At 68.0% G+C, this 21951-nt stretch carries 19 protein-coding genes; 9 read left to right on the forward strand and 10 right to left on the reverse strand.

Features of this window, described 5'->3' with window-relative positions; translation table 11 throughout:
* Window positions 1-2: 2 nt before the first annotated feature.
* The gene (uvrA, locus tag ACPL7H_RS06995; protein WP_424796292.1) at window positions 3-2978 is read right to left on the reverse strand and encodes an excinuclease ABC subunit UvrA; all 2976 of its coding nucleotides are present in this window, start codon (window positions 2976-2978) and stop codon (window positions 3-5) included.
* A gap of 86 nt (window positions 2979-3064) precedes the next feature.
* Between uvrA and ACPL7H_RS07000 the strand changes: the two genes are divergently transcribed.
* Window positions 3065-3748, forward strand: a complete 684-nt coding sequence (locus ACPL7H_RS07000) for an MBL fold metallo-hydrolase (RefSeq protein ID WP_424796293.1) — start codon at window positions 3065-3067, stop codon at window positions 3746-3748.
* A 23-nt stretch (window positions 3749-3771) separates the two neighbouring features.
* Window positions 3772-4065: a YciI family protein gene (locus ACPL7H_RS07005; RefSeq protein WP_424796294.1), complete on the forward strand. Its 294-nt coding sequence runs from the start codon at window positions 3772-3774 to the stop codon at window positions 4063-4065.
* Window positions 4066-4072: 7 nt separating this feature from the next.
* Here ACPL7H_RS07005 and ACPL7H_RS07010 read toward each other — a convergent pair whose 3' ends face one another.
* A complete protein-coding gene (locus ACPL7H_RS07010) occupies window positions 4073-5086 on the reverse strand; it encodes a TerC family protein (RefSeq protein ID WP_424785848.1) in 1014 nt (337 codons plus the stop codon).
* A gap of 304 nt (window positions 5087-5390) precedes the next feature.
* Here ACPL7H_RS07010 and ACPL7H_RS07015 point away from each other — a divergent pair, with 304 nt between their 5' ends.
* Both ACPL7H_RS07015 and ACPL7H_RS07020 read left to right on the forward strand, forming a co-directional pair.
* Window positions 5391-6266 carry a MurR/RpiR family transcriptional regulator gene (locus tag ACPL7H_RS07015; RefSeq protein WP_424785847.1) on the forward strand — a complete coding sequence of 292 codons (876 nt, stop codon included), beginning with the start codon at window positions 5391-5393 and terminating at the stop codon, window positions 6264-6266.
* Complete coding sequence (locus ACPL7H_RS07020) at window positions 6266-7396, forward strand: serine hydrolase domain-containing protein (RefSeq protein ID WP_424796295.1); 1131 nt, start codon at window positions 6266-6268, stop codon at window positions 7394-7396. The genes ACPL7H_RS07015 and ACPL7H_RS07020 overlap by 1 nt, the downstream gene beginning before the upstream one ends.
* On the opposite strand, the gene murQ is transcribed toward ACPL7H_RS07020, so the two are convergent.
* From murQ to uvrB, 6 genes are all read right to left on the reverse strand, one after another.
* A complete protein-coding gene (gene murQ / locus ACPL7H_RS07025) occupies window positions 7397-8326 on the reverse strand; it encodes an N-acetylmuramic acid 6-phosphate etherase (RefSeq protein WP_424796296.1) in 930 nt (309 codons plus the stop codon).
* A gap of 119 nt (window positions 8327-8445) precedes the next feature.
* Window positions 8446-9342, reverse strand: coding sequence for a carbohydrate ABC transporter permease (locus ACPL7H_RS07030; RefSeq protein ID WP_424796297.1), 897 nt, complete (start codon window positions 9340-9342; stop codon window positions 8446-8448).
* Entirely contained in the window at window positions 9342-10367 is a 1026-nt protein-coding gene (locus ACPL7H_RS07035) for a carbohydrate ABC transporter permease (RefSeq protein WP_424796298.1), read from the reverse strand. Before ACPL7H_RS07035 ends, ACPL7H_RS07030 begins: the two co-directional genes overlap by 1 nt.
* Window positions 10364-11788: an N-acetylglucosamine/diacetylchitobiose ABC transporter substrate-binding protein gene (gene ngcE / locus ACPL7H_RS07040; RefSeq protein ID WP_424796299.1), complete on the reverse strand. Its 1425-nt coding sequence runs from the start codon at window positions 11786-11788 to the stop codon at window positions 10364-10366. The genes ACPL7H_RS07035 and ngcE overlap by 4 nt, the downstream gene beginning before the upstream one ends.
* 103 nt (window positions 11789-11891) lie before the next feature.
* On the reverse strand, window positions 11892-12851 hold the full coding sequence (locus ACPL7H_RS07045) for a MurR/RpiR family transcriptional regulator (protein ID WP_424796300.1): 960 nt from the start codon (window positions 12849-12851) through the stop codon (window positions 11892-11894).
* Between the two features lie 188 nt (window positions 12852-13039).
* On the reverse strand, window positions 13040-15136 hold the full coding sequence (uvrB, locus tag ACPL7H_RS07050) for an excinuclease ABC subunit UvrB (RefSeq protein ID WP_424796301.1): 2097 nt from the start codon (window positions 15134-15136) through the stop codon (window positions 13040-13042).
* Window positions 15137-15302: 166 nt separating this feature from the next.
* On the opposite strand from uvrB, the gene ACPL7H_RS07055 reads away from it, so the two are divergent.
* From ACPL7H_RS07055 to ACPL7H_RS07075, 5 genes are all read left to right on the forward strand, one after another.
* Window positions 15303-15992, forward strand: coding sequence for an alpha/beta hydrolase (locus ACPL7H_RS07055; protein ID WP_424796302.1), 690 nt, complete (start codon window positions 15303-15305; stop codon window positions 15990-15992).
* A gap of 87 nt (window positions 15993-16079) precedes the next feature.
* Window positions 16080-16760, forward strand: coding sequence for a TetR/AcrR family transcriptional regulator (locus ACPL7H_RS07060; RefSeq protein ID WP_424796303.1), 681 nt, complete (start codon window positions 16080-16082; stop codon window positions 16758-16760).
* Window positions 16757-17680, forward strand: coding sequence for an ATP-binding cassette domain-containing protein (locus tag ACPL7H_RS07065; protein WP_424796304.1), 924 nt, complete (start codon window positions 16757-16759; stop codon window positions 17678-17680). Before ACPL7H_RS07060 ends, ACPL7H_RS07065 begins: the two co-directional genes overlap by 4 nt.
* The gene (locus ACPL7H_RS07070) at window positions 17677-19329 is read left to right on the forward strand and encodes an ABC transporter permease (RefSeq protein ID WP_424796305.1); all 1653 of its coding nucleotides are present in this window, start codon (window positions 17677-17679) and stop codon (window positions 19327-19329) included. Before ACPL7H_RS07065 ends, ACPL7H_RS07070 begins: the two co-directional genes overlap by 4 nt.
* A 173-nt stretch (window positions 19330-19502) precedes the next feature.
* Window positions 19503-19928, forward strand: coding sequence for an OsmC family peroxiredoxin (locus tag ACPL7H_RS07075; protein ID WP_424785834.1), 426 nt, complete (start codon window positions 19503-19505; stop codon window positions 19926-19928).
* Window positions 19929-19948: 20 nt separating this feature from the next.
* Here the strand turns inward: ACPL7H_RS07075 and coaE are convergent, their stop codons facing one another.
* Together coaE and ACPL7H_RS07085 are read right to left on the reverse strand one after the other, a co-directional pair.
* Window positions 19949-21193, reverse strand: a complete 1245-nt coding sequence (gene coaE / locus ACPL7H_RS07080; protein ID WP_424796306.1) for a dephospho-CoA kinase — start codon at window positions 21191-21193, stop codon at window positions 19949-19951.
* A 62-nt stretch (window positions 21194-21255) separates the two neighbouring features.
* Window positions 21256-21885, reverse strand: coding sequence for a pyroglutamyl-peptidase I (locus ACPL7H_RS07085; protein ID WP_424796307.1), 630 nt, complete (start codon window positions 21883-21885; stop codon window positions 21256-21258).
* Between the last annotated feature and the right edge of the window lie 66 nt (window positions 21886-21951).

Consider the following 21951-nt stretch of genomic DNA (forward strand, 5'->3'; position numbering starts at 1 on the left):
GCTCAGGCGCTCTTCTTGGACCGTGCCTTGGTGGCCCGCCGGACCGAGCGTGCCTTCGGCCGCGACGGGGTGGCCACCAGCGTGATCGGCTTCGTCCGGACGACCGCGTCGGGGCCGACGATCTCGGCGATGAACCTGCCGGTGTGGCTCGCCCCGACCTGGGCCACCTGCTCGGGTGTGCCGCTGGCCACCACGGTGCCACCACCGATGCCGCCCTCGGGACCCATGTCGATCACCCAGTCGGCGTTCTTGATCACATCGAGGTTGTGCTCGATCACCACCACGGTGTTGCCCTTGTCGACCAGGCCCTGCAGGACACCCATGAGTTTGCGGATGTCCTCGAAGTGCAGCCCGGTGGTCGGCTCGTCCAGCACGTAGACCGTGCGGCCGGAGGAGCGCTTCTGCAACTCCGAGGCGAGTTTGACGCGCTGAGCCTCACCGCCGGACAGCGTGGGTGCGGGCTGACCCAACCGCACGTACCCCAGGCCCACATCGACAAGGGTCTTCAGGTGCCGGGCCACGGCGGGCACGGCAGCGAAGAAGTCCGCGGCCTCGGTGATCGGCATGTCCAGCACCTCGGCCACCGTGCGGCCCTTGTAGTGCACCTCCAGGGTCTCGCGGTTGTACCGCGCCCCGTGGCACACCTCGCATGGCACGTAGACATCGGGCAGGAAGTTCATCTCGATCTTCAGCGTGCCGTCACCCGAGCACGCCTCACAGCGACCACCCTTGACGTTGAAGGAGAACCGGCCCGGGGTGTACCCGCGCACCTTCGCCTCCTGGGTCTCGGCGAAGAGCCTGCGCACGTGGTCCCACACCCCGGTGTAGGTGGCCGGGTTGGAGCGTGGGGTCCGCCCGATCGGGCTCTGGTCCACGTGCACGACCTTGTCCAGGGTCTCCAGTCCGGTGACGCGCTTGTGCCGGCCCGGAACGGTGCGTGCCCCGTTGAGTTCGTTCGCCAGCACCTTGTACAGGATGGAGTCCACCAACGTGGACTTACCGGAGCCGGAGACCCCGGTGACGGCGATGAAACAGCCCAGCGGGAAGGGCACGGTGACCGACTTGAGGTTGTTCTCCCGCGCCCCGTGCACCACGATCTGGCGCTCCGGGTCCGGTTCGCGCCGTTGGGCCGGGATCGGGATCTCCCGTCGCCCGGCCAGATACGCCGCGGTCACCGAGTCCTCCTGGGTGAGCAGGTCGGCGTAACTACCCGAGTGCACGATCCGTCCGCCCAGCTCCCCCGCTCCCGGCCCGATGTCCACGACCCAGTCGGCTGTCCGGATGGTGTCCTCATCGTGCTCGACCACGATCAGGGTGTTGCCCAGGTCACGCAGCCGGCTGAGGGTGTCGATCAGACGCCTGTTGTCACGCTGGTGCAGCCCGATGCTCGGCTCGTCCAGCACGTACAGCACCCCGACCAGGCCCGAGCCGATCTGGGTGGCCAGCCTGATCCGCTGGGCCTCCCCACCGGAGAGGGTCCCCGCGGCCCGGGACATCGACAGGTAGTCGAGCCCGACGTCGAGCAAGAAGCCCATCCGGGCGTGGATCTCCTTGAGCACCTGGCCGGCGATCGCCGCCTCGCGGGGGCTCAGTTCGAGCGCGTCCAGGAACTCCTTGGCCTGGTCGATCGGCAGACCGCACACCTCGGCGATGGACTTGCCGCCGACGCGCACCGCGAGCACCTCGGGTTTCAACCGCGCCCCATGGCAGGCCGGGCACGGTACCTCCCGCATGTAGCCTTCGTAGCGTTCGCGGGACCAGTCCGAATCGGTCTCGGAGTGGCGCCGTTCGATGAAGGAGATCACCCCTTCGAAGCCGGTGGAGTAGGACCGCTCCCGGCCCCACCGGTTGCGGTAGCGCACGTGCACCTTGTGGTCCTTGCCGTGCAGGATCGCTTCCCTGGCGCGCTTCGGCAGGGCCCGCCACGGCACGTCCATGGAGAACTCGAGTTCCTCGCCCAGGGCGCCCAGCACCCGCTCGAAGTAGGCCGCCGACCCGGTGGTCCACGGCGCCACGGCGCCCTCGGCCAACGTCAGGTCCTCATCGGGGATGACCAGATCCGGGTCCACCTCCAGTCGCGTCCCGATCCCGGTGCACTCGGGGCAGGCGCCGTAGGGTGCGTTGAAGGAGAAGGTGCGCGGCTCGATCTCATCGAGTGTCAGTGGGTGGTCGTTCGGGCAGGCCCGGCGCTCGGAGAACCGGCGCACCCGCTCCGGGTCCTCCGGGTCGGCGTCGACCAGGTCCACCAGGAGCAGTCCCTCCGCGAGCCGCAACGCGGTCTCCACCGAATCGGTCAGTCGCTGGCGGATGTTCTCCCGGACCACCAGCCGGTCCACCACCACCTCGATGGTGTGCTTGAGGTTCTTCTCCAGCGTGGGCGGTTCTGCCAGCGGAACGGTCTCACCATCGACCCGAGCCCGGGCGAATCCTTGTGCGCCCAGGTCACGGAACAGGTCGGCGTACTCCCCCTTGCGGCCACGGACCACCGGCGCGAGCACCTGGAACCGGGTCCCCTCGGGCATCTGCCGCAACTGATCCACGATCTGCTGCGGGGTCTGGGCGATGATCCTCTCGTCACACACCGGGCAGTGCTGGGTACCGGCTCGGGCGTACAGCAACCGCAGGTAGTCATACACCTCGGTGATCGTGCCCACCGTGGAGCGCGGGTTGCGGTTGGTGGATTTCTGGTCGATCGAGACTGCGGGTGACAACCCCTCGATGAAGTCGACATCCGGCTTGTCCATCTGCCCCAGGAACTGGCGGGCGTAGGCGGACAGGGATTCCACGTACCGGCGCTGCCCCTCGGCGAAGATCGTGTCGAAGGCCAGCGACGACTTCCCCGAACCCGACAGCCCGGTGAAGACGATCAACTGGTTCCGGGGAAGGTCGAGGTTGATGTTGCGCAGGTTGTGTTCCCGCGCGCCGCGGATCAGGAGGTGGTCACTCACGTCGCCAATGGTAAACGCTGGCACCGACATCGTACAACTGTTCGACGGCGTGCGTTCGGCCACACCGCGCGCGCCGGGCATCTGCGGTGCACCGGCCGCACCGGCACAATGGGTCGATGAACACCTCCGCAGACTTCGTCCCCGGCCACGCCGAGCCCGGGGGTCCCAGCATCGCGTGGGACCTGGGCGTCGTGCAGATCCGCAAGGCCTCGGTATCGGAGCAGGACAACAACGCCTACCTGCTCACCGAGACTTCCTCCGGAGCGCACCTTCTCATCGACGCCGCCGATGATGCCCACCGACTGTGCGCGCTGCTCGCCGAGCCCGGCCCCGCCGGCGAGGTCGCCGCGATCGTGACCACGCACCAGCACTGGGACCACCACCGGGCCCTCCCGGCCCTGGTCGAGCACACCGGTGCGCCCGCCCTGGCGGGAGCCGACGACGCCGCTGCGCTGCCCGTGCCCGTGCACCGTCACCTCCAGCACGGGGACCACGTGCGGCTGGGCACGCAGCATCTGGACGTGATCGGACTGCGCGGCCACACCCCCGGGTCGGTTGCGCTGGCCTGGACCGACACCAGCAGCGGGGTGGTGCACCTCTTCACCGGCGACAGCCTGTTCCCCGGGGGGGTGGGCCGAACCACGAGCGAGGAGGACTTCGACTCACTGCTCACCGATGTGCAGACCAGGATCTTCGACGTCTACGGCGACGATGCCGTGGTCCACCCCGGGCACGGCGACAACACCACCCTGGGCGCCGAACGTCCTCAACTGGACCACTGGCGCGAACGCCGGTGGTGAGCCTCGCGTACTAAGGTCGGCGCATGACGATCTTCGCCGTCGAGTACATCTATGACGTCCAGCGCACCGAGGACCTGAACGAACTGCGGCCCTCGCACCGGGAGTTCCTCGGGAGGCTGCACGACGAGGGCACGCTCCTGGCCTCCGGACCATGGCTGGACAATGCGGCCCCGGGTGCCCTGCTGATCCTGCGCGGCGAGTCCGACGCCGAGGTGTCCCGGCTACTCGACGACGACCCGTTCCAGCGGGCCAAGTTGATCACGCACCGTACCTTGCGTGCCTGGAAGCCGGTTTTCGGGCCGTTCGAGGACGACTGAGCAATTCTCAGTTCCCCAGTGCCCGCGGTGGTTTCACCGGCTTGGGCTTACCCTTCCGCCGGCGTCCGATGGTCAACGAGGCCACCGTGGTGACGATCAGGATGCTCAGGACCGCCAGCAGGGAGACATTCGTCGGGATCTCCGGCACCACCTCGATCGGCTCACCGCTGTTGAGGAAGGGCAGGTCGTTCTCGTGCAGAGCGTGGATGATGGCCTTCACCCCGATCAGCGTCAGGATCGCGGCGAGTCCGTAATGCAGGTAGACGAGCTTGTCGAGGAGCCCGTCGATCAGGAAGTAGAGCTGGCGCAGGCCCAGCAGTGCGAACGCGTTCGCGGTGAGGACCAGGTAGGTCTCCTGGGTGACGGTGAAGATCGCGGGGATGGAGTCCACCGCGAACAGGACGTCGGCAGACCCGATCGCGATCATCACGATCAACATCGGGGTGACGTACAGGAGGCCGTCCTGCCGGACGAAGAGTTTGTCGTCGGCGTAGTCGTCGGTGGTCCGGAACAGCCGGCGCACCAGACGCAGCATGGCGTTCTCCTGGTACTCCCCCTCCTGTTCCGAATCCTGGCGCAACTGACCGATCGCCACCCAGATCAGGAATGCGCCGAAGATGTAGAAGATCCAGGCGAACTCGTTGACCGCGGCGGCGCCGACGAAGATGAAGATCGTGCGCAGCACCAGCGCGATGACGATGCCGATCAACAGCACCTTCTGCTGGTACTGCCGCGGCACCCGGAAACTCGACAGGATCAGCACGAACACGAACAGGTTGTCCACACTCAGTGACTTCTCCAGCACGTAGCCGCTGAAGTACTGCTGGCCGTACTCCGAGCCCCAGGTGACCCACACCACGACGCCGAAGATCAGCGCGATGAGCACGTAAGCGGCAGACCAGAGGCCCGCTTCCCTCAGCTGGGGCTCATGCGCCTTGCGCACGTGACCGAGGAAGTCGACCAAGAGCATGGCCAGGATGACCCCGACCGTGACACCCCACACCCACAGGGGCACATCCATACCTAACCTCCGGCGACACTCACGATGGGCACCGGAGGTCTCTCCCACCCACACTCGTGGGCTGGCGGCACCGGATGGGCACCTACGCTCATCGTGATGACGACGCCGCCATGGTCGGGATACTCCCCTCCAACGGGCTCACGCTAACAGGTGCCCGCGCAGTTCGGCACCCGCAAGCCCCTGTCACCTCCATCACAGCGGGACCGACGCGGTTGGTCAACGAGCTCCGAAGCGAGCCGACCGAAGGTAACCTTCGTACATCCCGCGGCTCGCTACCTCGAACCCACCACCCGGAGGCCTCCACGTGAGCATCCAGTCACAGATCCAGGCCAAACGCGGCTTCCTGGCCCCTTCGATGCAGCGAGTGGCCGATGTCATCCTGACCGACCCCCACGTGGTCCTGGAAGGCACGATCTCCGAACTCGCGCGCCGCTCGTCGACGTCGGAGACCACAATCGTGCGGTTCTGTCGGACCCTCGGGCTGCACGGCTATGTGCAGTTGCGCCTGGCCCTGGCCACCGAGATGGGCCGCGAGGATGCACGCCGCCTGGACACCTCCTTCCACGGGGCGGACCTGACCGGGGGCGCGGAGGCCGACGACACGTCCCTGGGGTCGATGATCGCCACCATCGGTTTCACCGAGAGCCTGGGCATCGAGGAGACCATCGCGAAACTGGACCTCGGGGTCCTGGAACAGGTGGTCTCGGCCATCGACCGAGCGGACCGCATCTCCGTCTACGGCGTCAGCGCGTCCGGCTGGTCGGCGGCAGACCTGCACCGCAAGCTCTTCCGGATCGGGCGCCACTCGTCCCACTTCGTCGACGGCCACGAGGCGGTCCTGTCCACCGCGTTGATGCGGCCCGGCGACGTGGCGATCGGCCTCTCCCACCGTGGCACGACCACGGAGGTGATCGGCTTTCTCGCCGCAGCCAAGAGCCGGGGGGCCACCACGGTCGGGATCACCAACGTGGCCGGGTCTCCGGTCGCCACAACCTCCGACCTCACCCTGTTCACCAGCGTGCGCGAATCCCAGTTCCGGGCCGGTCCGATGGCCTCCCGGACCGCGCAACTCGTGCTGGTGGACTGCGTCTTCGTGGGTGTGGCCCAGCGCCGGCTGGATGACTCGGTTGCGGCCCTCCGGGACACCTACGACACGGTTGCCAAGTACCGGCAGACGTGATGGACGGCCTGGAGGCGACCCTGCAACGGGCTCTGGACTCGGCAACGCTGGCCGCGCGCGTCCCGGTCACGCCACCGGGTCGCCACGGCGAGCCGGGTGCGGAACCACGAAGGGGTACACCGGCTGCGCACGCGGTGATCGCACACCGGGGTCATGTCGTGGCGACGGCGCACGCCGGTGCCGCTGAACTCTTCACGCCCGACGGCGGCCTGCTCGCCGACCCACGCCCGCTGGGTCCCGGCGATGTCTTCGACCTCGCCTCGCTGACCAAGGTGCTCGTCGCGGCGACCGCGCTGACCCAGGTGCGCTCCGGCGTCATCGGCTTGGAGGATCCGGTAGTGCGGCACCTGCCGGCGTTCACCGGCGACGGGCGCGAGGACGTGCTGGTGCGCCACCTGCTCCTCCACACCTCCGGCCTGCCCGCGATGTTCGAGCACTGGGACACTCCGGCGCACCGGGGCGAGCGGGTCGCGGTGGTGCTCAGCCAGCGCCTGCGGCACCGGGCCGGCCGCGTGCACACCTACTCGTGCGTGGGCTACCAGGTACTCGGCCTCCTGCTCGAGCAGGCCACGGGGCGCCCGCTGCCGGAGTTGCTGGCGCGGGAGGTCACCGGGCCCCTGGGCATGGCCGATACCGGCTACCACCCCGCCGAACCCGACCGGGTGGTGCCCACCGAGTACCAGCACGACCCGGCCCGGGGGCTGGTACGCGGCCAGGTGCACGACGAGGCCGCGTGGGTGCTGGGCGGCGCCGGGAACGCCGGGGTCTTCGCCACCGCTGCCGATGTCCTGACCTTCGCCGAGGCGATCCGTACCGCGACCGGCCCGATCGATGACGCCGTGCGCAACCTCCTCAGCACCGATCTGCTCGATGCCCGCGGGCGCGTCGCCGCCGGGTTCGGCCAGGCCGTCGGTCTACGGGTGGGCGACGCCTCGTTCATGGGCGTCGACGCCGACGGGCTTCTCGGGCACACCGGATTCACCGGCACCTCGCTGGTCATCGACCCGGCCCGGGAACTGTCGGTGGTCCTGCTGACGAACCGGGTGCACCCCTACCGCTCGGCGTTCACGGTGATGGGGTTGCGTCGAGCCGTGGTGGAGTTGGCCCAGGCATGGGTGGATCGGGCCTGATCAGCCCTGTTCCAACGCCACCCGCAGCACGCCCCCGGCCTGGTCCAGCGCCTGCTCGGCGCCGGTCCGGTCCAGTCCGTGCCGGATCATCAGCGCCGCCACCGGAACGCGCAGATCCGATTCATCCAACGCGCGGCTCGCCTGCGCCCTCTCCACACCGGTGACCGCCATCACCAGCCGCTCGGCCCGGTCCCGTAACTTCGCGTTCGTCACCGAGACGTCCACCATGAGGTTGCGGTAGGTCTTGCCGAGCCGGATCATCACCCCGGTGGAGATCATGTTCAGCACCTGTTTGGTGGCCGATCCCGCTTTCAACCTGGTGGAGCCGGCCAGCACCTCCGGTCCCACGGCTACCTCGAGTGCGTGATCGACCACGAGGCCGAGCTCCGATCCGGTGTTACAGGCCAGTCCTACTGTCAGCGCTCCGGCCTCGCGGGCAGCACGGAGCGCACCCAGCACATAGGGCGTGCGCCCGCTGGCTGCGATCCCCACCACCGCATCACCGGCTCGCACCGAGGCGGCGGTAACGTCCTGGGCGCCTTGGTCCGGGGAGTCCTCGGCCCCCTCGACGGCGTCGAACATGGCGGTGCGGCCACCGGCGATGATGCCCTGGACCAGGGAGGGATCGGTGTGGAAGGTGGGTGGGCACTCGGCCGCGTCCAGCACTCCGAGCCGCCCGGACGTCCCGGCCCCGATATAGAACAGGCGGCCACCGGCCCGCAGGCAATCCGCGACGGCGTCGACCACCGCCGCGATCGCCGGCAGCACCGCGGCCACCGCTGCCGGGACCTGCCGCTCCGCCTCGTTCATCGCCGCCATCACCTCAAGGGTGGGAGCCAGGTCGAGTCCCTGGTGGCGGGGATCGACCTGTTCGGTGGCCAGTGCGTCGATCGTTCGATCAGGTGGGGTGGGGGCGTGGTGACTTGTCATGTTCGGCACAACGCTGGTGCGCAACCAGCCGACTCCTCGGGATCGCCGGCGAGGCAGACTCGCCGCTGCGTGGGGTGGGCCCGTCCTCCCGCGGGCCGCGGGAGAACGGGGTGGGCGGACTATTTCATGGTTCCCTGGGCGACCGACCCCTGGAGGCGACGCTGGAATATGACGTAGATGACCAGCACCGGGATGACCGTGATGACCACGGCGGCGAACATGGCGCCGTAGTCGGTGCGGTAGCCGGCCGAGCTGACGAAGGAGGCGATGCCCTGGGACAGTACCCAGTTGTCCCGGTTGGTGTTCAGCGCCACCGGGAGCAGGTACTGGTTCCAGAGCCCGAGGAAGTTGAAGATCGCCACCGAGGCCATCCCCGGTACCGCCATCGGCAGCATGACCGAGAAGAAGGTCCGCCAATGCCCGGCGCCGTCGACCTGCGCTGCTTCGCTCATCTCCACCGGCAGACTGCGGAAGAAGGCGTACAGGAAGAACACCGTGAACGGAAGTGCGAAGGCCACGTACACAACGATCAGCCCGGGCAGGGTGTTGCGGATGCCCAGGTTCTCCATGACGAAGAACAACGGCACGATGGCCAGGAAGACCGGGAAGGTCAGCCCTGCGAGCATCATGTAGTAGATGCCCCTGCGCCCGGGAAACTCATACCGGGCCAGGATGTAGGAACACATCGCCCCCAGCAGCATCACGAGGAACAGTGCTCCGCCCACCACCAGGACGGTGTTGACGAAGTACCCGCCGATTCCGTGCTGGGTCCACGCCGTGACGTAGTTGTCCAGGTTCACCCCCGTCGGCAATGCGAACGGGGACGAAAAGATGGCCGTGTTCGTCTTGAACGAGGACATCAACGTCCACAGCATCGGGAGGATCACGACGACGGCCCAGATCGCCAGCACGACGTGGGCGCTGCCCATCACCACCCGGTCCCGGCCGTCCTCGCGACGGTGGCGCACCTTCACCGCCCCCGCAGCCGGGGGCCTGGCTTCCGTTTGCAGGCTCATCAGGATGTTCCCTTCTCATCGCGCCCGCCGAGGAGACGGTTGACGCTGAAGACGATCGCCGCGAAGAGCAATGTCACCAGGGCCAGCACCACGCCCATCGCGCTGGCGATCCCGAAGCGCCCATCGGTGAAGGCCGTGCGGAACAGGTACTGCGACATCACCAGGGTGTCGTTGGCCGGACCACCACTGGGGTTGAGGGCTTGGACGTAGACGAAGCCGTCCAGGGCGATGATGCCCAGGTAGATCCAGGCCGTCTGCACGTTGTTGCGGATCAACGGCAAGATGATCGAGCGGATGGTCCGGAAGCGACCGGCCCCATCCAGGCGGGCGGCCTCAAACGTTTCGGCCGGCACCCCCTTGATCGCTGCGATGAACAACAGCATGTAGAACCCGACCATGCCCCAGATGATCACGAACATCGTCACCGGCATCGCGGTGGCGACCCGCCCCAACCAGGGATAGGACTCGAACTGGTCCAATCCGAAGGCGGTGAGGATCCCGTTGACCAGACCGATATTCGGGTCGAAGATCAACCGCCACATCAGTGCGATCACGATCGCCGGTATCGCGTACGGGAAGAAGGACACCACCCGGTAGAAGTCCGAACCGGCCAGGCCACGCACATTGCCCCTACCGGCACCACCGACGGTGATCAGGCTGGCGAAGATCAGCGCAATCGTGATCGTGACGAACGGTACAACCAGGGCCAGCCGGGTGCTGTTCCACACGGCGGTACGGAACAGATCGTCGTTGAACAACCGGACGTAGTTGGACATACCGATCACGTCGAACTCGGCGGTGAAGCCGGTCCAGTTGGTTACCGAGTAGTAGGCCGCTTGCGCGAACGGCCAGATCACAAAGACGAGGAACAGGCCCAGGGGCAGGCCGAGGAACATCACGAAGAAACTGATGTAATCCAAAGTCAACGGGTGGCGCCGACGACGCCGGGGGGTCTTGACACCCCCCGGCGTCGGCCCAGCCGTGACGGCCAGGGCACGCCCTGGGTCCTGGCTGGTGGCAGTCACGTCACCTCGATGATCTCGATCGAGTCGTCCTCACGGATCTGGTCGCTCTGCGACTGCAGCGCCTCAGTGAGTTCATCCACGCTGGTCTGGCCATCCAGGAACGAGTTCCAGTGCACCAACATCTCCTGGTTCATCCCATAACGACTGACGAAGTCGTGGGTGTAGATCGCTCCGGAGGCCGCTTCCAGCATGTCCGTCTGAGAGACCAGCGCGGTGGAACCGAAACCATCCTCGGGGACGGTTCCGGCGACGATGGTCGGAGCCAGTTTCTCCCGAGCGAAGTACTCCGCCGCCTCACGAGAGAGCATCGTGCGCAGCAGTTCCTTACCGGCCGCGACGTTCGCGGCGTCGGCGGGAACGATGAACGGCTCACCAGCGGTGGAGTGGAGCGCGGTTGCACCCAGTGCCGGACTGTCGGTCAACGACATCGCGGGGAATCCGCGCATCTCGAAGCCGTCGGCGGTCTGGTCGGACATTTCGTTCTCGATCCAGGAGCCCGAGGGGTACAGGATGGCCTGCTGCTCCTGCGACCACTGTGCCTGCGCAGCAGTGAACTGAGTGCCGGAACCACCGGGCAGGAAGTAGCCGGCGTCCACGATGTCCTTCATGTGCTGGAAGACGTCCTGGAGCGCATCGTGCCTCCAGGCGTCCGGCTCCAGGTTCTCCAGTGCCAGGCGCAGTTCGTCGCCGGCCTCCTTGATCGCCGAGTCGATGGCCAGCGTCTGGTAGTAGGTCGCGGCCTCCTGGCCCCACACGAACAGGTACAGGTCCTCCTCCTGGGCTGCCGCCCCCAGTTCCTTGGCCTCATCCCAGGTGGTCGGTGGCTCCCAGCCGTACTCCTCAAACAACGACCCGGAGTACCAGAGGCCGTAGACGGTCAGCACATAGTTGATCGCGACGAACCGGCCACCGAAGGTGCCCGGCTCCAGAACGCCGTCGAACAGGGTGTCCCGGATCGTCTCACCCTCCAGGTTCGGAGCGTCGATGACGTCCTCGAGTTCCTCGAGCTGGTTAAGAATCGTGGTGAACCCGATCTGCAGGGCACCGGCGTTGTCGATCAGGTCCGGTGGGTCACCACCCACGAACCGTGGCTGTAGTTCCGGCGCGATGTTGACGGTGCCGGAAACGTCGAAATTCATGTCGGGGAAGCGTTCCGCCATGATGTCCGCGGCGAACTCGACGTAGTCGATGCCGTAGCCACCGTCGAAGATCACCGCCTCCACCGAGGACGTCTCGTCGACCCCGAACGGGTTCTCCGTGTCGACTTCTTCCGCCTCGCCGTTGCCGTCCTCCGTCGGGTCGTCTGTCGGGTCACCGTCGGAGCCGCCAGTGGCACAGGAGGCGAGGGTCACGCCCAGGGGCGCGCCCATCGCGGCAATCAAAATGCTACGTCGCTTCATCGACGTACCGTCGTTGGTCATCACTGACACCTTTCTTCGGGGTTTCGTGCTGCGGCGGGCTCTGCCGCAGCCGGGTCGGGGTGGAGGCCTGTGTGGTGTGTCGGCCATGGGCCGCTCCGATCGCTCACTGCGGCACCGCCTGCGCCGGACGGTCATGCCGGCCCGGCCTCTCCGGAAGGCGATCGGCCGGGCCTGGCCGGCGGTGGCCGAGCACCGCTGCGGCCGAAGCGGCGATCCGCTCCAGGGTGGCGTCATAGTTGCGCTGCGCCACCAGCAGGTAGAGCAGGTCCAGGACGAACAATTGCGAGTGCTTGGCCGACAGGTCCGCCGGGTGCAGGTACCGCTCCGGCACCGAGGCGATCAGGCAGGCATCAGCCAGCTGGCCCAGAGGCGAGGTGAGCCGGTTGGTGATGGCCACGGTGTAGGCCCCGGATGACTTGGCCTGTCCCAGCATCTCGACCGTCTCGCTGGTCAGCCCGGAGTTGGAGATCCCGATCGCCACGGTGTGCTCATCCTGGATCGAGGCACTGGCCAGACCGGCGTGCACGTCTCCCCAGGAGTGGGCGTTCACCCCGATGCGGTAGAGCCGATTACGCAGTTCCGATGCCATCGCCGCACTGCCGCCGGTCCCATAGATGTCGAGATGACGCGCGCCTGCGATCCGGTCGGCCACCTGTCCGCATAGCTCCAGATCAAGCAGCGCGGCGGTGGCGCGCAGAGAGCGTTCGTGGGCGTTCAGGACATTGCGCAGCACGTCCTGGGCGGAGTCGTCCGGGCGCAGACTGCGGCCGATGTCGGCGCGGCGTTCCTCATCGGAGGTCCGCGCGGAGTCAGCCGCGACGGCCACGCGGAACTGCACGTACCCCGAATACCCCAGGAGCCGGCAGAACCGGGTCACCGTGGCAGCCGAAGTGCCTGCCCGGTCAGCAAGGTCGGTGATCGAGAGTTCCAGCGGCGCCGTGGGCTGGGCCAGCAGGAGTATGCCGATCTTGGACATCGTCTCCGACATCTGCGGCAGCAGCGCTTCGATCCGCTCGATCACCCGGACGGGCGCATCAGCGGAAAGCGACGACTCTGGCCTCAATGAAAATTCCTCTCACGCATCTGTGCGTATACGTGAAAGATATTCTCACCACCGCGCAGGGTCAAGGACCCCTTGGTCACAGATTGATTACAGGTGCTCGTGAAGTCGCGGAAAGCGTCATCCGTGAGCATGGCCGGTCGGTCGCGGGCGTCGCACTTGCGCCCACGCCTCCCGGGACTGAGCGGGGCTCAGGCGGTCGCTTCGCTCATCTGCCGCAGTTCCTTCTTCAGGTCGGCGATCTCATCGCGTAACCGTGCGGCCAGTTCGAACTGCAGTTCCTCGGCCGCGGTGTGCATCTGATCGGAGAGTTCCTGGATCAGCCCCGCCAGGTCAGATGCGGCCGCGCCGGCCAGTGCCTGCCGTCCGGTGGTCTGGCTACGCGGAGTCGGTGCCTGCCCGCGGCCCTTGCCCTGCTGACGGTAGCCACCGGCCAGGAGCTCGGCGGTGTCGATGTCCTCACGCGCGAGCATGTCGGTGATGTCTCCGATGCGCTTGCGCAACGGCTGCGGGTCCACGCCGTGCGTCTCGTTGTAGGCGACCTGTTTCTCCCGACGCCGGGAGGTCTCCTCGATCGCGGCACGCATCGAGTCGGTGATCCCATCGGCGTACATGTGCACCTGGCCGGACACGTTCCTGGCCGCCCGCCCGATCGTCTGGATCAAGGATGTCCCCGAACGCAGGAACCCCTCCTTGTCCGCATCGAGGATGGACACCAGGGACACCTCGGGCAGGTCCAGACCCTCGCGCAACAGGTTGATCCCGACCAGCACGTCGAACACCCCCGAGCGCAGTTCCCGGAGCAGTTCCACCCGGCGCAGGGTGTCCACCTCCGAGTGCAGGTACCGCACCCGCACCTGTTTCTCCAGGAAGTAGTCGGTCAGGTCCTCGGCCATCTTCTTCGTCAGGGTGGTGACCAGCACCCGCTCATCGCGCTCGGCGCGCGCGTTGATCTCGGCGAGGAGGTCATCGATCTGGCCCTGGGTCGGCTTGACCACCACCTCGGGGTCCACCAGGCCGGTGGGCCGGATGATCTGCTCGACCACCCCGTCGGACTGGGACAGTTCATACGGTCCCGGGGTCGCCGAGAGGTAGACCGTCTGGCCGATCCGGTCCAGGAACTCCTCCCAGCGCAGCGGCCGGTTGTCCATCGCGCTGGGCAGGCGGAACCCGTGCTCGACCAGGGTGCGCTTGCGGGACATATCCCCCTCGAACATCGCCCCGATCTGGGGCACCGTGACGTGCGACTCGTCGATGACGAGCAGAAAGTCCTCCGGGAAGTAGTCCAGCAATGTGTGCGGTGCCGATCCGGCGGGCCGGCCGTCGATGTGCCTGGAGTAGTTCTCGATGCCGGAGCAACTGCCGATCTGGCGCATCATCTCGATGTCGTAACTGGTGCGCATCCGGAGCCGCTGCGCCTCCAGCAGTTTGTTCTGCGACTCCAGCACCTGCAGGTGCTCGGTCAGTTCCTCCTCGATGGTGGTGATCGCCTTCTCCATCCGCTCCGGCCCGGCCACGTAGTGGGAAGCGGGGAACAGGAAGCTCTGCGTCTCATTGCGCAGCACCTCCCCCGTGAGCGGGTGCAGCGTGTAGAGCGCCTCGATCTCATCGCCGAACATCTCGATCCGCAGCGCCAGTTCCTCATACACCGGGATGATCTCGATGGTGTCACCGCGCACCCGGAACGTGCCCCGGGTGAACGCCATGTCGTTGCGGGTGTACTGCATCTGCACGAACTGGCGCAGCAGGTCATCACGCTCGATCTGCTGGCCCACCTGCAGCGGCACCATCCGGTCCACGTACTCCTGCGGAGTGCCGAGTCCGTAGATGCAGGAGACCGAAGCCACCACCACCACGTCGCGGCGGGTCAGCAGGGAGTTGGTGGCCGAGTGCCGCAGCCGTTCCACCTCGTCGTTGATCGATGAGTCCTTCTCGATATAGGTGTCCGACTGCGGTACGTAGGCCTCGGGCTGGTAATAGTCGTAGTAGGAGACGAAGTACTCCACCGCGTTGTTCGGCAGCAGGTCACGGAACTCGTTCGCCAACTGCGCCGCGAGCGTCTTGTTCGGGGCCATCACCAGCGTGGGGCGTTGCACCTGTTCGATCAGCCAGGCCGTGGTCGCCGATTTCCCGGTACCGGTGGCACCCAGGAGCACCACATCCTTCTCCCCGGCGTTCAGCCGCTCGGTGAGTTCGGCGATAGCGGTCGGCTGGTCCCCGGAAGGGGTGAAGTCCGAGATCACCTCGAAGGGCGCTACCGTCCGCTGCAAATCGGTCACAGGTCGCATGCGACCACAGTACGACCTCCTACCGACATCGGCCCGGGCCATTTCTCTCCCGACGTAGCCGCACGAACCCCGAGGCCCTGCGTGCGCACCGCGCGCCGGTCCGCAGCGACTTCGCAACGTCCGCCACCCGGCCTACCGTGCCCGGCGGACTCCTAGACTGGCGCCCATGACCGCTCCCCCCACCCACCTGCCCGTGGACGATCGAGCGGTCATCTGGTCCCTGCCCGAGCCAGAACGACAGCAAGCCCTGGCCGATCGGCCACTTCTGGTGATGCTGCACGGGTTCGGCTCGAACGAACGAGACCTGGCGGGCCTGTTCCAGGCCCTGGGTCCGCAGTACCTGATGGCGAGTCTGCGCGCGCCGCTGCCCCTGCCAGGGATGAGTGGTTCCTACGCATGGTTCCCTCTCGACCCCGAGCGACTGGCCGCCCCGGACGCTGCCCTGGCCGACGCTGCCACCCGGGGGGTGTTGCGCTGGTTGGAGCACACCCATGCCCAGGTGCGCTCCGCCGGCCCGGTCGGCCTGCTCGGATTCAGTCAGGGTGCGGCGATGTGCCTGCAGATGCTGCGTCACCAACCGGAGGCCTTTGCCTGTGCTGCGTTGCTCTCGGGCTTCGTGGTGCCCGGCCCGCACGGCGGCGATGAGGCGCTGGCCCAGGTCCGCCCCCCGGTGTTCACCGGGGTCGATCCGGCCGACCCGATCATCCCGCCGGCGGCGCGGGAACGGCTGGAAGCGTTCGCCCGGGAGCACACCACCCTGTCCGCCCGGACCTACCCCGGCGTCGGGCACGGAATCTCCTCGGCAGGACTGCACGACGTCGTCTCGTTCCTCGAGGAGCACCTGCCTCGAATTTGAGGCGCTCCGGCACGGCCTCTCCACCGCGAACGTATTTCTATTCTATATCTCCTGCGCTGACTGAACATTCAGTCATATCGTAACGGCATGCCGACCACACCGCATCCACCTCCACCCGACCCCGCCGAGGATCCGCAGACCAGCGCCGGCAAGTCACGAATCCTGCAGGCTGCCACCGAGCTCTTCGGAGAGCGGGGCAGCAGCGCCACGAGTTTCAAGCGGATCGCCGAGCGCGCCGGGGTCGCCCCCGCCCTGATCGTGCACCACTACGGTTCGAAGGAAGGGCTGCAACTCGCCTGCGATCAATACGTCGTGGACACGGTGCACCGGGTCAAGACCGAGGCCGCTCCCGGCGGCTCCCTCGATCCCCTCGGCCCGCTCTGGGCCTTCAAGCAGTACGGACCCGTGATGCGCTACCTCGCTCGCCGCCTCGGTGAGGACAGCGAGCACGTCAACGACCTGGTGGACAGCATGGTTGATGACGCCACGCAGCGAACCGGCGAGGCCGAGCAGATGGGCCTGATCCGGCACAGCGACGACCCCCGCACCATGATCGCCGTGCTGACGGTGTGGTCGTTGGGTGCGCTGGTGATGCACGGCCACCTGGAGCGGCTCATCGGTGAGGATCTGCTCGGCGGCTCCGGACCGCCGCTCTACTACCTGCGCGCCGCCACCGAGATCCTCGGCGAAGGGATCCTCACCCCCGATGCCTACCAGGCGCTCCGCGCCGACATCGCCAACACCCCCACCGAAAGGGAGAGCAGATGAATCCCGTGATAGAGACAACCGACCTGGTCAAGACCTTCGGCTCCACGCGCGCCCTGGACGGCCTCGACCTGCGCGTGGAGGCCGGGGAGGTGCACGGTTTCCTCGGACCCAACGGTGCCGGGAAATCGACCACCATCCGGGTGCTGCTGGGCCTGCTCCGGGCCGACGGTGGCACAGCCAGGCTGTTCGGCTCCGACCCGTGGGCGCAGTCGGTCTCGCTGCACCGGCGCCTGGCCTACGTCCCTGGTGACGTCGAACTCTGGCCCAAGCTCACCGGAGGCGAAGCGATCGACGTGTTCGCGCGCCTGCGTGGCGGAGTGGACCAGCGTCGCCGCGACCGGCTGGTCGAGCGGTTCGACCTGGACCCCACCAAGAAGACCCGCACCTACTCCAAGGGCAACCGGCAGAAGGTGGCACTGATCGCGGCGCTGGCCTCTGATGTGGAGCTGCTGCTCCTGGACGAGCCCACCGCGGGCCTGGACCCGCTGATGGAGGTCGTCTTCCAGGAGACCATCCGAGAAGCACGCCAGCAGGGCACCACCGTGCTGCTCTCCAGCCACATCCTGGCCCAGGTGGAGGTCCTGGCCGACCGGATCTCGATCATCCGGCAGGGTCGGATCGTCGAGAGCGGCTCACTGCGTGACCTGCGGCACATGACCCGCACCACGTTCATCACCGAGACAAAGGCCTCGCCGGAGGCACTGGGCGAACTACACGGGGTGCACGACGTGGCCCGGCAGGACGGCCAATGGCGCTTCGACGTCGACGGTGACCGGGTCGACGAAGTGGTGCGCGCCCTCAGCACACTGGGAGTGCAGTCCATCGTGGCCCAGCCCCCGACGCTGGAGCAGTTGCTCATGCGCCACTACGGGGACGACGTCGCGGCGCGGGTAGAGCAGACGCCGGGCGAGCGGTCATGAGCACCACGACCACGCGACCCGCGGAACACGCGGAGCGGGCCGAGCAACGCAACAGCCCGGGTACCGGTACCGCCGCACTGGTGCGCCTGGCACTTCGACGCGATCGGATCAGGATCCCCGCATGGGTGGCCGGCTTGGGGCTGTACGTCCTGTACGTCTCGACCGCACTGCCCGTGATCGCCGGCACTGATGAAGAGCTCGGCGCCCTGGCGCCGCTGTTGGAACAGCCCGTGGGACGGATGTTCACCGGACCCGCCTACGGCATGGACGCGCTGACCCATGAGCGATTCTTCGCCAGCGGCTACGTGCTGTACCTCTTCGTCCTCGCCGCACTGATGTCCATCCTGCTCGTCACCCGGCACACCCGGGCCGAGGAGGAGTCCGGCCGGGCCGAACTGGTCCGTGCCAGCGTGGTCGGGCGGCACGCGCATCTGACCGCGGCTCTCATCGTGGCCGCACTGGCCAACCTCGGCGTACTGGTGGTCATCACGGCGATGTCGGTGGCCGGAGGCTATGGCGCTATGGGCTCGCTGCTGATCGGAACGGGCACCGCCCTGGTCGGCATGGCCTTCGCCGGGATCGCCGCAGTCACCGCGCAACTCAGCGAGAACAGCCGTCCTACCTCCGGAATGGCCGGCGCCGTACTCGGGGCGGCGTTCGCGTTGCGCGCCCTGGGCGACATGGCGGCGGTAGGTGGCACGGCGCTTTCGTGGGCCTCGCCCCTGGGCTGGGCCTCCCAGACCGCGCCGTTCGTGCACGACCGGTGGTGGCCGCTCGCCCTGCTGGTCGCCCTGGCCATCGCGGCCGTCGCGGCTGGTTTTGCCCTACAGCACCGACGGGACCTGGGCGCAGGCCTGCTGGCGTCATCGAAGGGCCCGGCGCGGGCACGCCACGTCCTCGGCACTCCCCTGGGCCTGGCCGCGCGGCTGCAACTCGCCGCCGTCGTCGCCTGGGGGCTGTCGATCACCGCCCTGGGCGTCCTCAACGGTGCCTTCACCCAGTTGATGGTCGAGGCCGCCGACGACATGCCCGAGGCATTCCGGGACGTGTTCGGTTCCCAAGCACTGATGGAGGGCTACCTGGCGTTCATCGCCGCGTTCAACGCCTACATCATCGTGGCCTACATCGTCTTCGCCGTCCAAGGGCTGCGAGCCGAGGAGACCGGCGGGCGCGCCGAGGCGGTGCTGGCCACCCCCACCAGCCGGGCCGCGTGGGCAGGATCGCACCTGCTCGCCATCGCACTCGGTGCGACGATGATCATGGTCGTGGCCGGTGCGGGAACCGGGCTGGGTGCGGCCATCTCCACCGGGGACTGGTCGCTGGTCGGCACCCTCCTGGGCGTGCATCTCAACCTGCTCCCCGGGCTGCTGTTGGTGCTCGGACTGTGCGGGTTGCTGTTCGGCTGGCTTCCCACGCTGATGGCCCCACTCGGATGGACAGTGGTGGGTCTCGTCGTGGTGGCCGGCGTCTTCAGCGACCTTCTCGACCTGCCCGACTGGGTGCAGCAGTTGTCACCGCTGAGCCACCCGGCGCAACTACCGGTGGAGGACTTCGCCGGGACGCCGTTGGTGTGGCTGGGCGGGCTGACGGTGCTCGGTGTGGGGCTGGGGCTGGTGGGCCTGAGCCGGCGCCAGATCTACGTGCGGTGAGACCTGCGGACGCGCCGGCGCGACTGCGGTGAGACCTGCGGACGCGTCGGCCCGACTGCGGTGAGGTGCCCACCACGTGGGACGCCATGCCCTGAGCGCCGACTCCGGCTGCGCCTGGCGCGGGGAACAGGCAGGATGGCCACGTCACTGAATCCACGGATGAGGAGTACACCATGGCTGTTGTCAGCAAGGCCAGCACCGCTTGGAAGGGCGACCTGTTCAACGGCTCCGGAGCCACCAGTCTGCAGACCTCCCAGGTGGGCACCTTCGACGTCTCCTGGAAGGCACGGGCCGAACCGGGCGCGGGCACCACGAACCCGGAGGAACTGATCGCGGCGGCGCACGCCTCCTGCTTCTCCATGGCCTTCTCCAAGGAGTTGGCCGACAACGAGACACCCCCCACGGCACTGGAGACCAGGGCCGAGGTCACCTTCGAACCGGGCACCGGCATCACCGGGATCACGCTGCGCGTGACCGGCACGGTCGAGGGCATCAGCGCCGCGGACTTCGAGCGGCTCGCCGAGGGCGCCAAGGACGGGTGCCCGGTCTCCCAGGCGCTGGCCGGGGTCGAGATCCAACTGCAGGCCACCCTCGCCTGAGCAGGGCGCGGGGCCGCGGTTCACCCGTGGCCTGGATGCCAGCCGGTCTTCCCGATCCAGGCCTGCAGGCGAGGCCAGGCGGCGGTGAACCACGGCTCCTTGGCCTGTGCGTACTCACCGGTCGTGGCCGTGCCGGCGACGGTGCGTCGCTTCAGGTCGGCATACTCGGCCCGCGCTTCCCCGTCCGCGCGCAGCCAGTCCCGGAACGCGAGCGCGTAGCGCCAGCCGGGGCCACCCACGTGCCGCACGTGCAGGTTCACCGGCCTTCCCGGGTCGGCGTTGGTGTAGAGGCGTTTGCGCCACTGCGCCGGTTCGGGTGCGTGGGGTTTGGGTACATCGCGCTCGATCGCGGTGTGCCGGATGAAACCCGCGGTGCGTAACGGCTCATCGAGGTCCACCGCGGCGTCGAGGTCGACGACGCCCAACTGCAGGTCGATGACGTCCTTGGCCACCAGACCGGGGACCGCGGTTGAACCGATGTGGTCGGCCGTCTCGACCTGCTCCCCCACGGCGCGCCGGATCCGGGCGAGCAGGTGCTCGGCCTGCACGTCCCAGGGACGATCCAGCCCGGTCGGACCGGCACCGGTCGCGGCACGCGCGCCCCCGGGAGGCTCCATCAGCATTGCGGGGCCCGGCCCACGCTCGGCCCGCCGGTTCTGCGCGATGTTGTGCGCGAACGGCGCCAACCGGGTGTGCCACAGGTCCTCGATCTCCTCGCGCACCTGCGCCTTGGGTCGCTCGGTTTCCAGCCACACGTCCGCCACGGCTCGGCGGCGCTGATCGTCGGTCTGTGCCCGTATCCGCGACCAGGCATCTGCCTCGGAGAGTCCGCGCCCGGACACCAGGCGGCGATGACGCTCGATCTCGCCCGCTCCTGCCACCAGGACCAGGTGATACCGGTCGGCCAGGTCATTCTCCACGATCAGCGGTACGTCGTGCACCACGATCTGCCCTGGTGGCATCCGGCTCAGGAGCGCCCGGGATCGGTCGGTGACCAGCGGGTGAACCACCGCCCCCAGGCGCGCGCGGGCCTCCTCGTCGTTGAACACGATCCGGCCCAGGGCCGGCCGGTCCAGGGAGCCGTCGGGTTGCAGCACCTCGGGCCCGAAGGCCCGCACCACCTGGGCCAGGCCGTCGGTACCCACCTCGACCACCTCCCGGGCGAGGACGTCGGCGTCGATCAGGCGTGCGCCGAGGTCGGTCAGCACCGCCGCCACGGTGGACTTACCGGCTGCGATCCCGCCGGTGAGGCCGATGTTGAGCACGCTCCGACAGTAGTGGTTCGGGCGGCCGTCGTGGTCCGCCCGGCTCCGCACCGTGCTCGTGCTCAGTCCACCGCGCCGTCAGGCACGACGTCGTCGGTCTCGGTGGCCAGGGCACACTCCACCGCCGCGACCACCGCCCGGGTGGCCCCGGCCACGCCGAGCACCTCGACCGGCGGTAGGTGGGCGAACCCGGCCCGCGTCGTCGTCGGCCCTTCCACCCGCCCTCCCACTCCTGCGGCGGCATGCAGCCCGGCGTACATGACTGCGTTGCACCCGTAGGTGCCCGCGCTCAGGGAGAGTTCTGCCTCGATGCCGACCTCATGGATCGCCCGCCGCATCGCCTTCACCGGCAAGGTGGTGAAGTAGGCGCTCGGGCCCGCGGGGATCACCGGTACGTCCACGGGCTGCTCGCCGGCGTTGTCCGGGATCCGCGCGTCGATGAGGTTGACCGCCACGCGTTCCAGGCCAAGGCGTTCCCGGCCCGGCGCGAGCCCCAGGCTGAGGACCACCTGCGGGCGGTGTCGCCTCACCAGGTCGCTGATGAGCCGCACGCAGCGCGAGAAGTCCACGGGGAGGATCTCGGTCTCCCAGCCGGGGTGATCCTGCAACGCGGTGGCCACCTCGAGCGAGGGGTTGCTGGCGTGGCCACCGAAGGGTTCGAAACCGGTGATCAGCACTGTGGTCGTGGACATCGCGCTCACTCTAGCCACCCGGACACAGCAAGGCCCCTCACCCGAACCCGGGTGAGGGGCCTTGCG

The sequence above is a fragment of the Pseudactinotalea sp. Z1732 genome (genome assembly GCF_049724975.1).
GTDB lineage: Bacteria > Actinomycetota > Actinomycetes > Actinomycetales > Beutenbergiaceae > CALKWS01.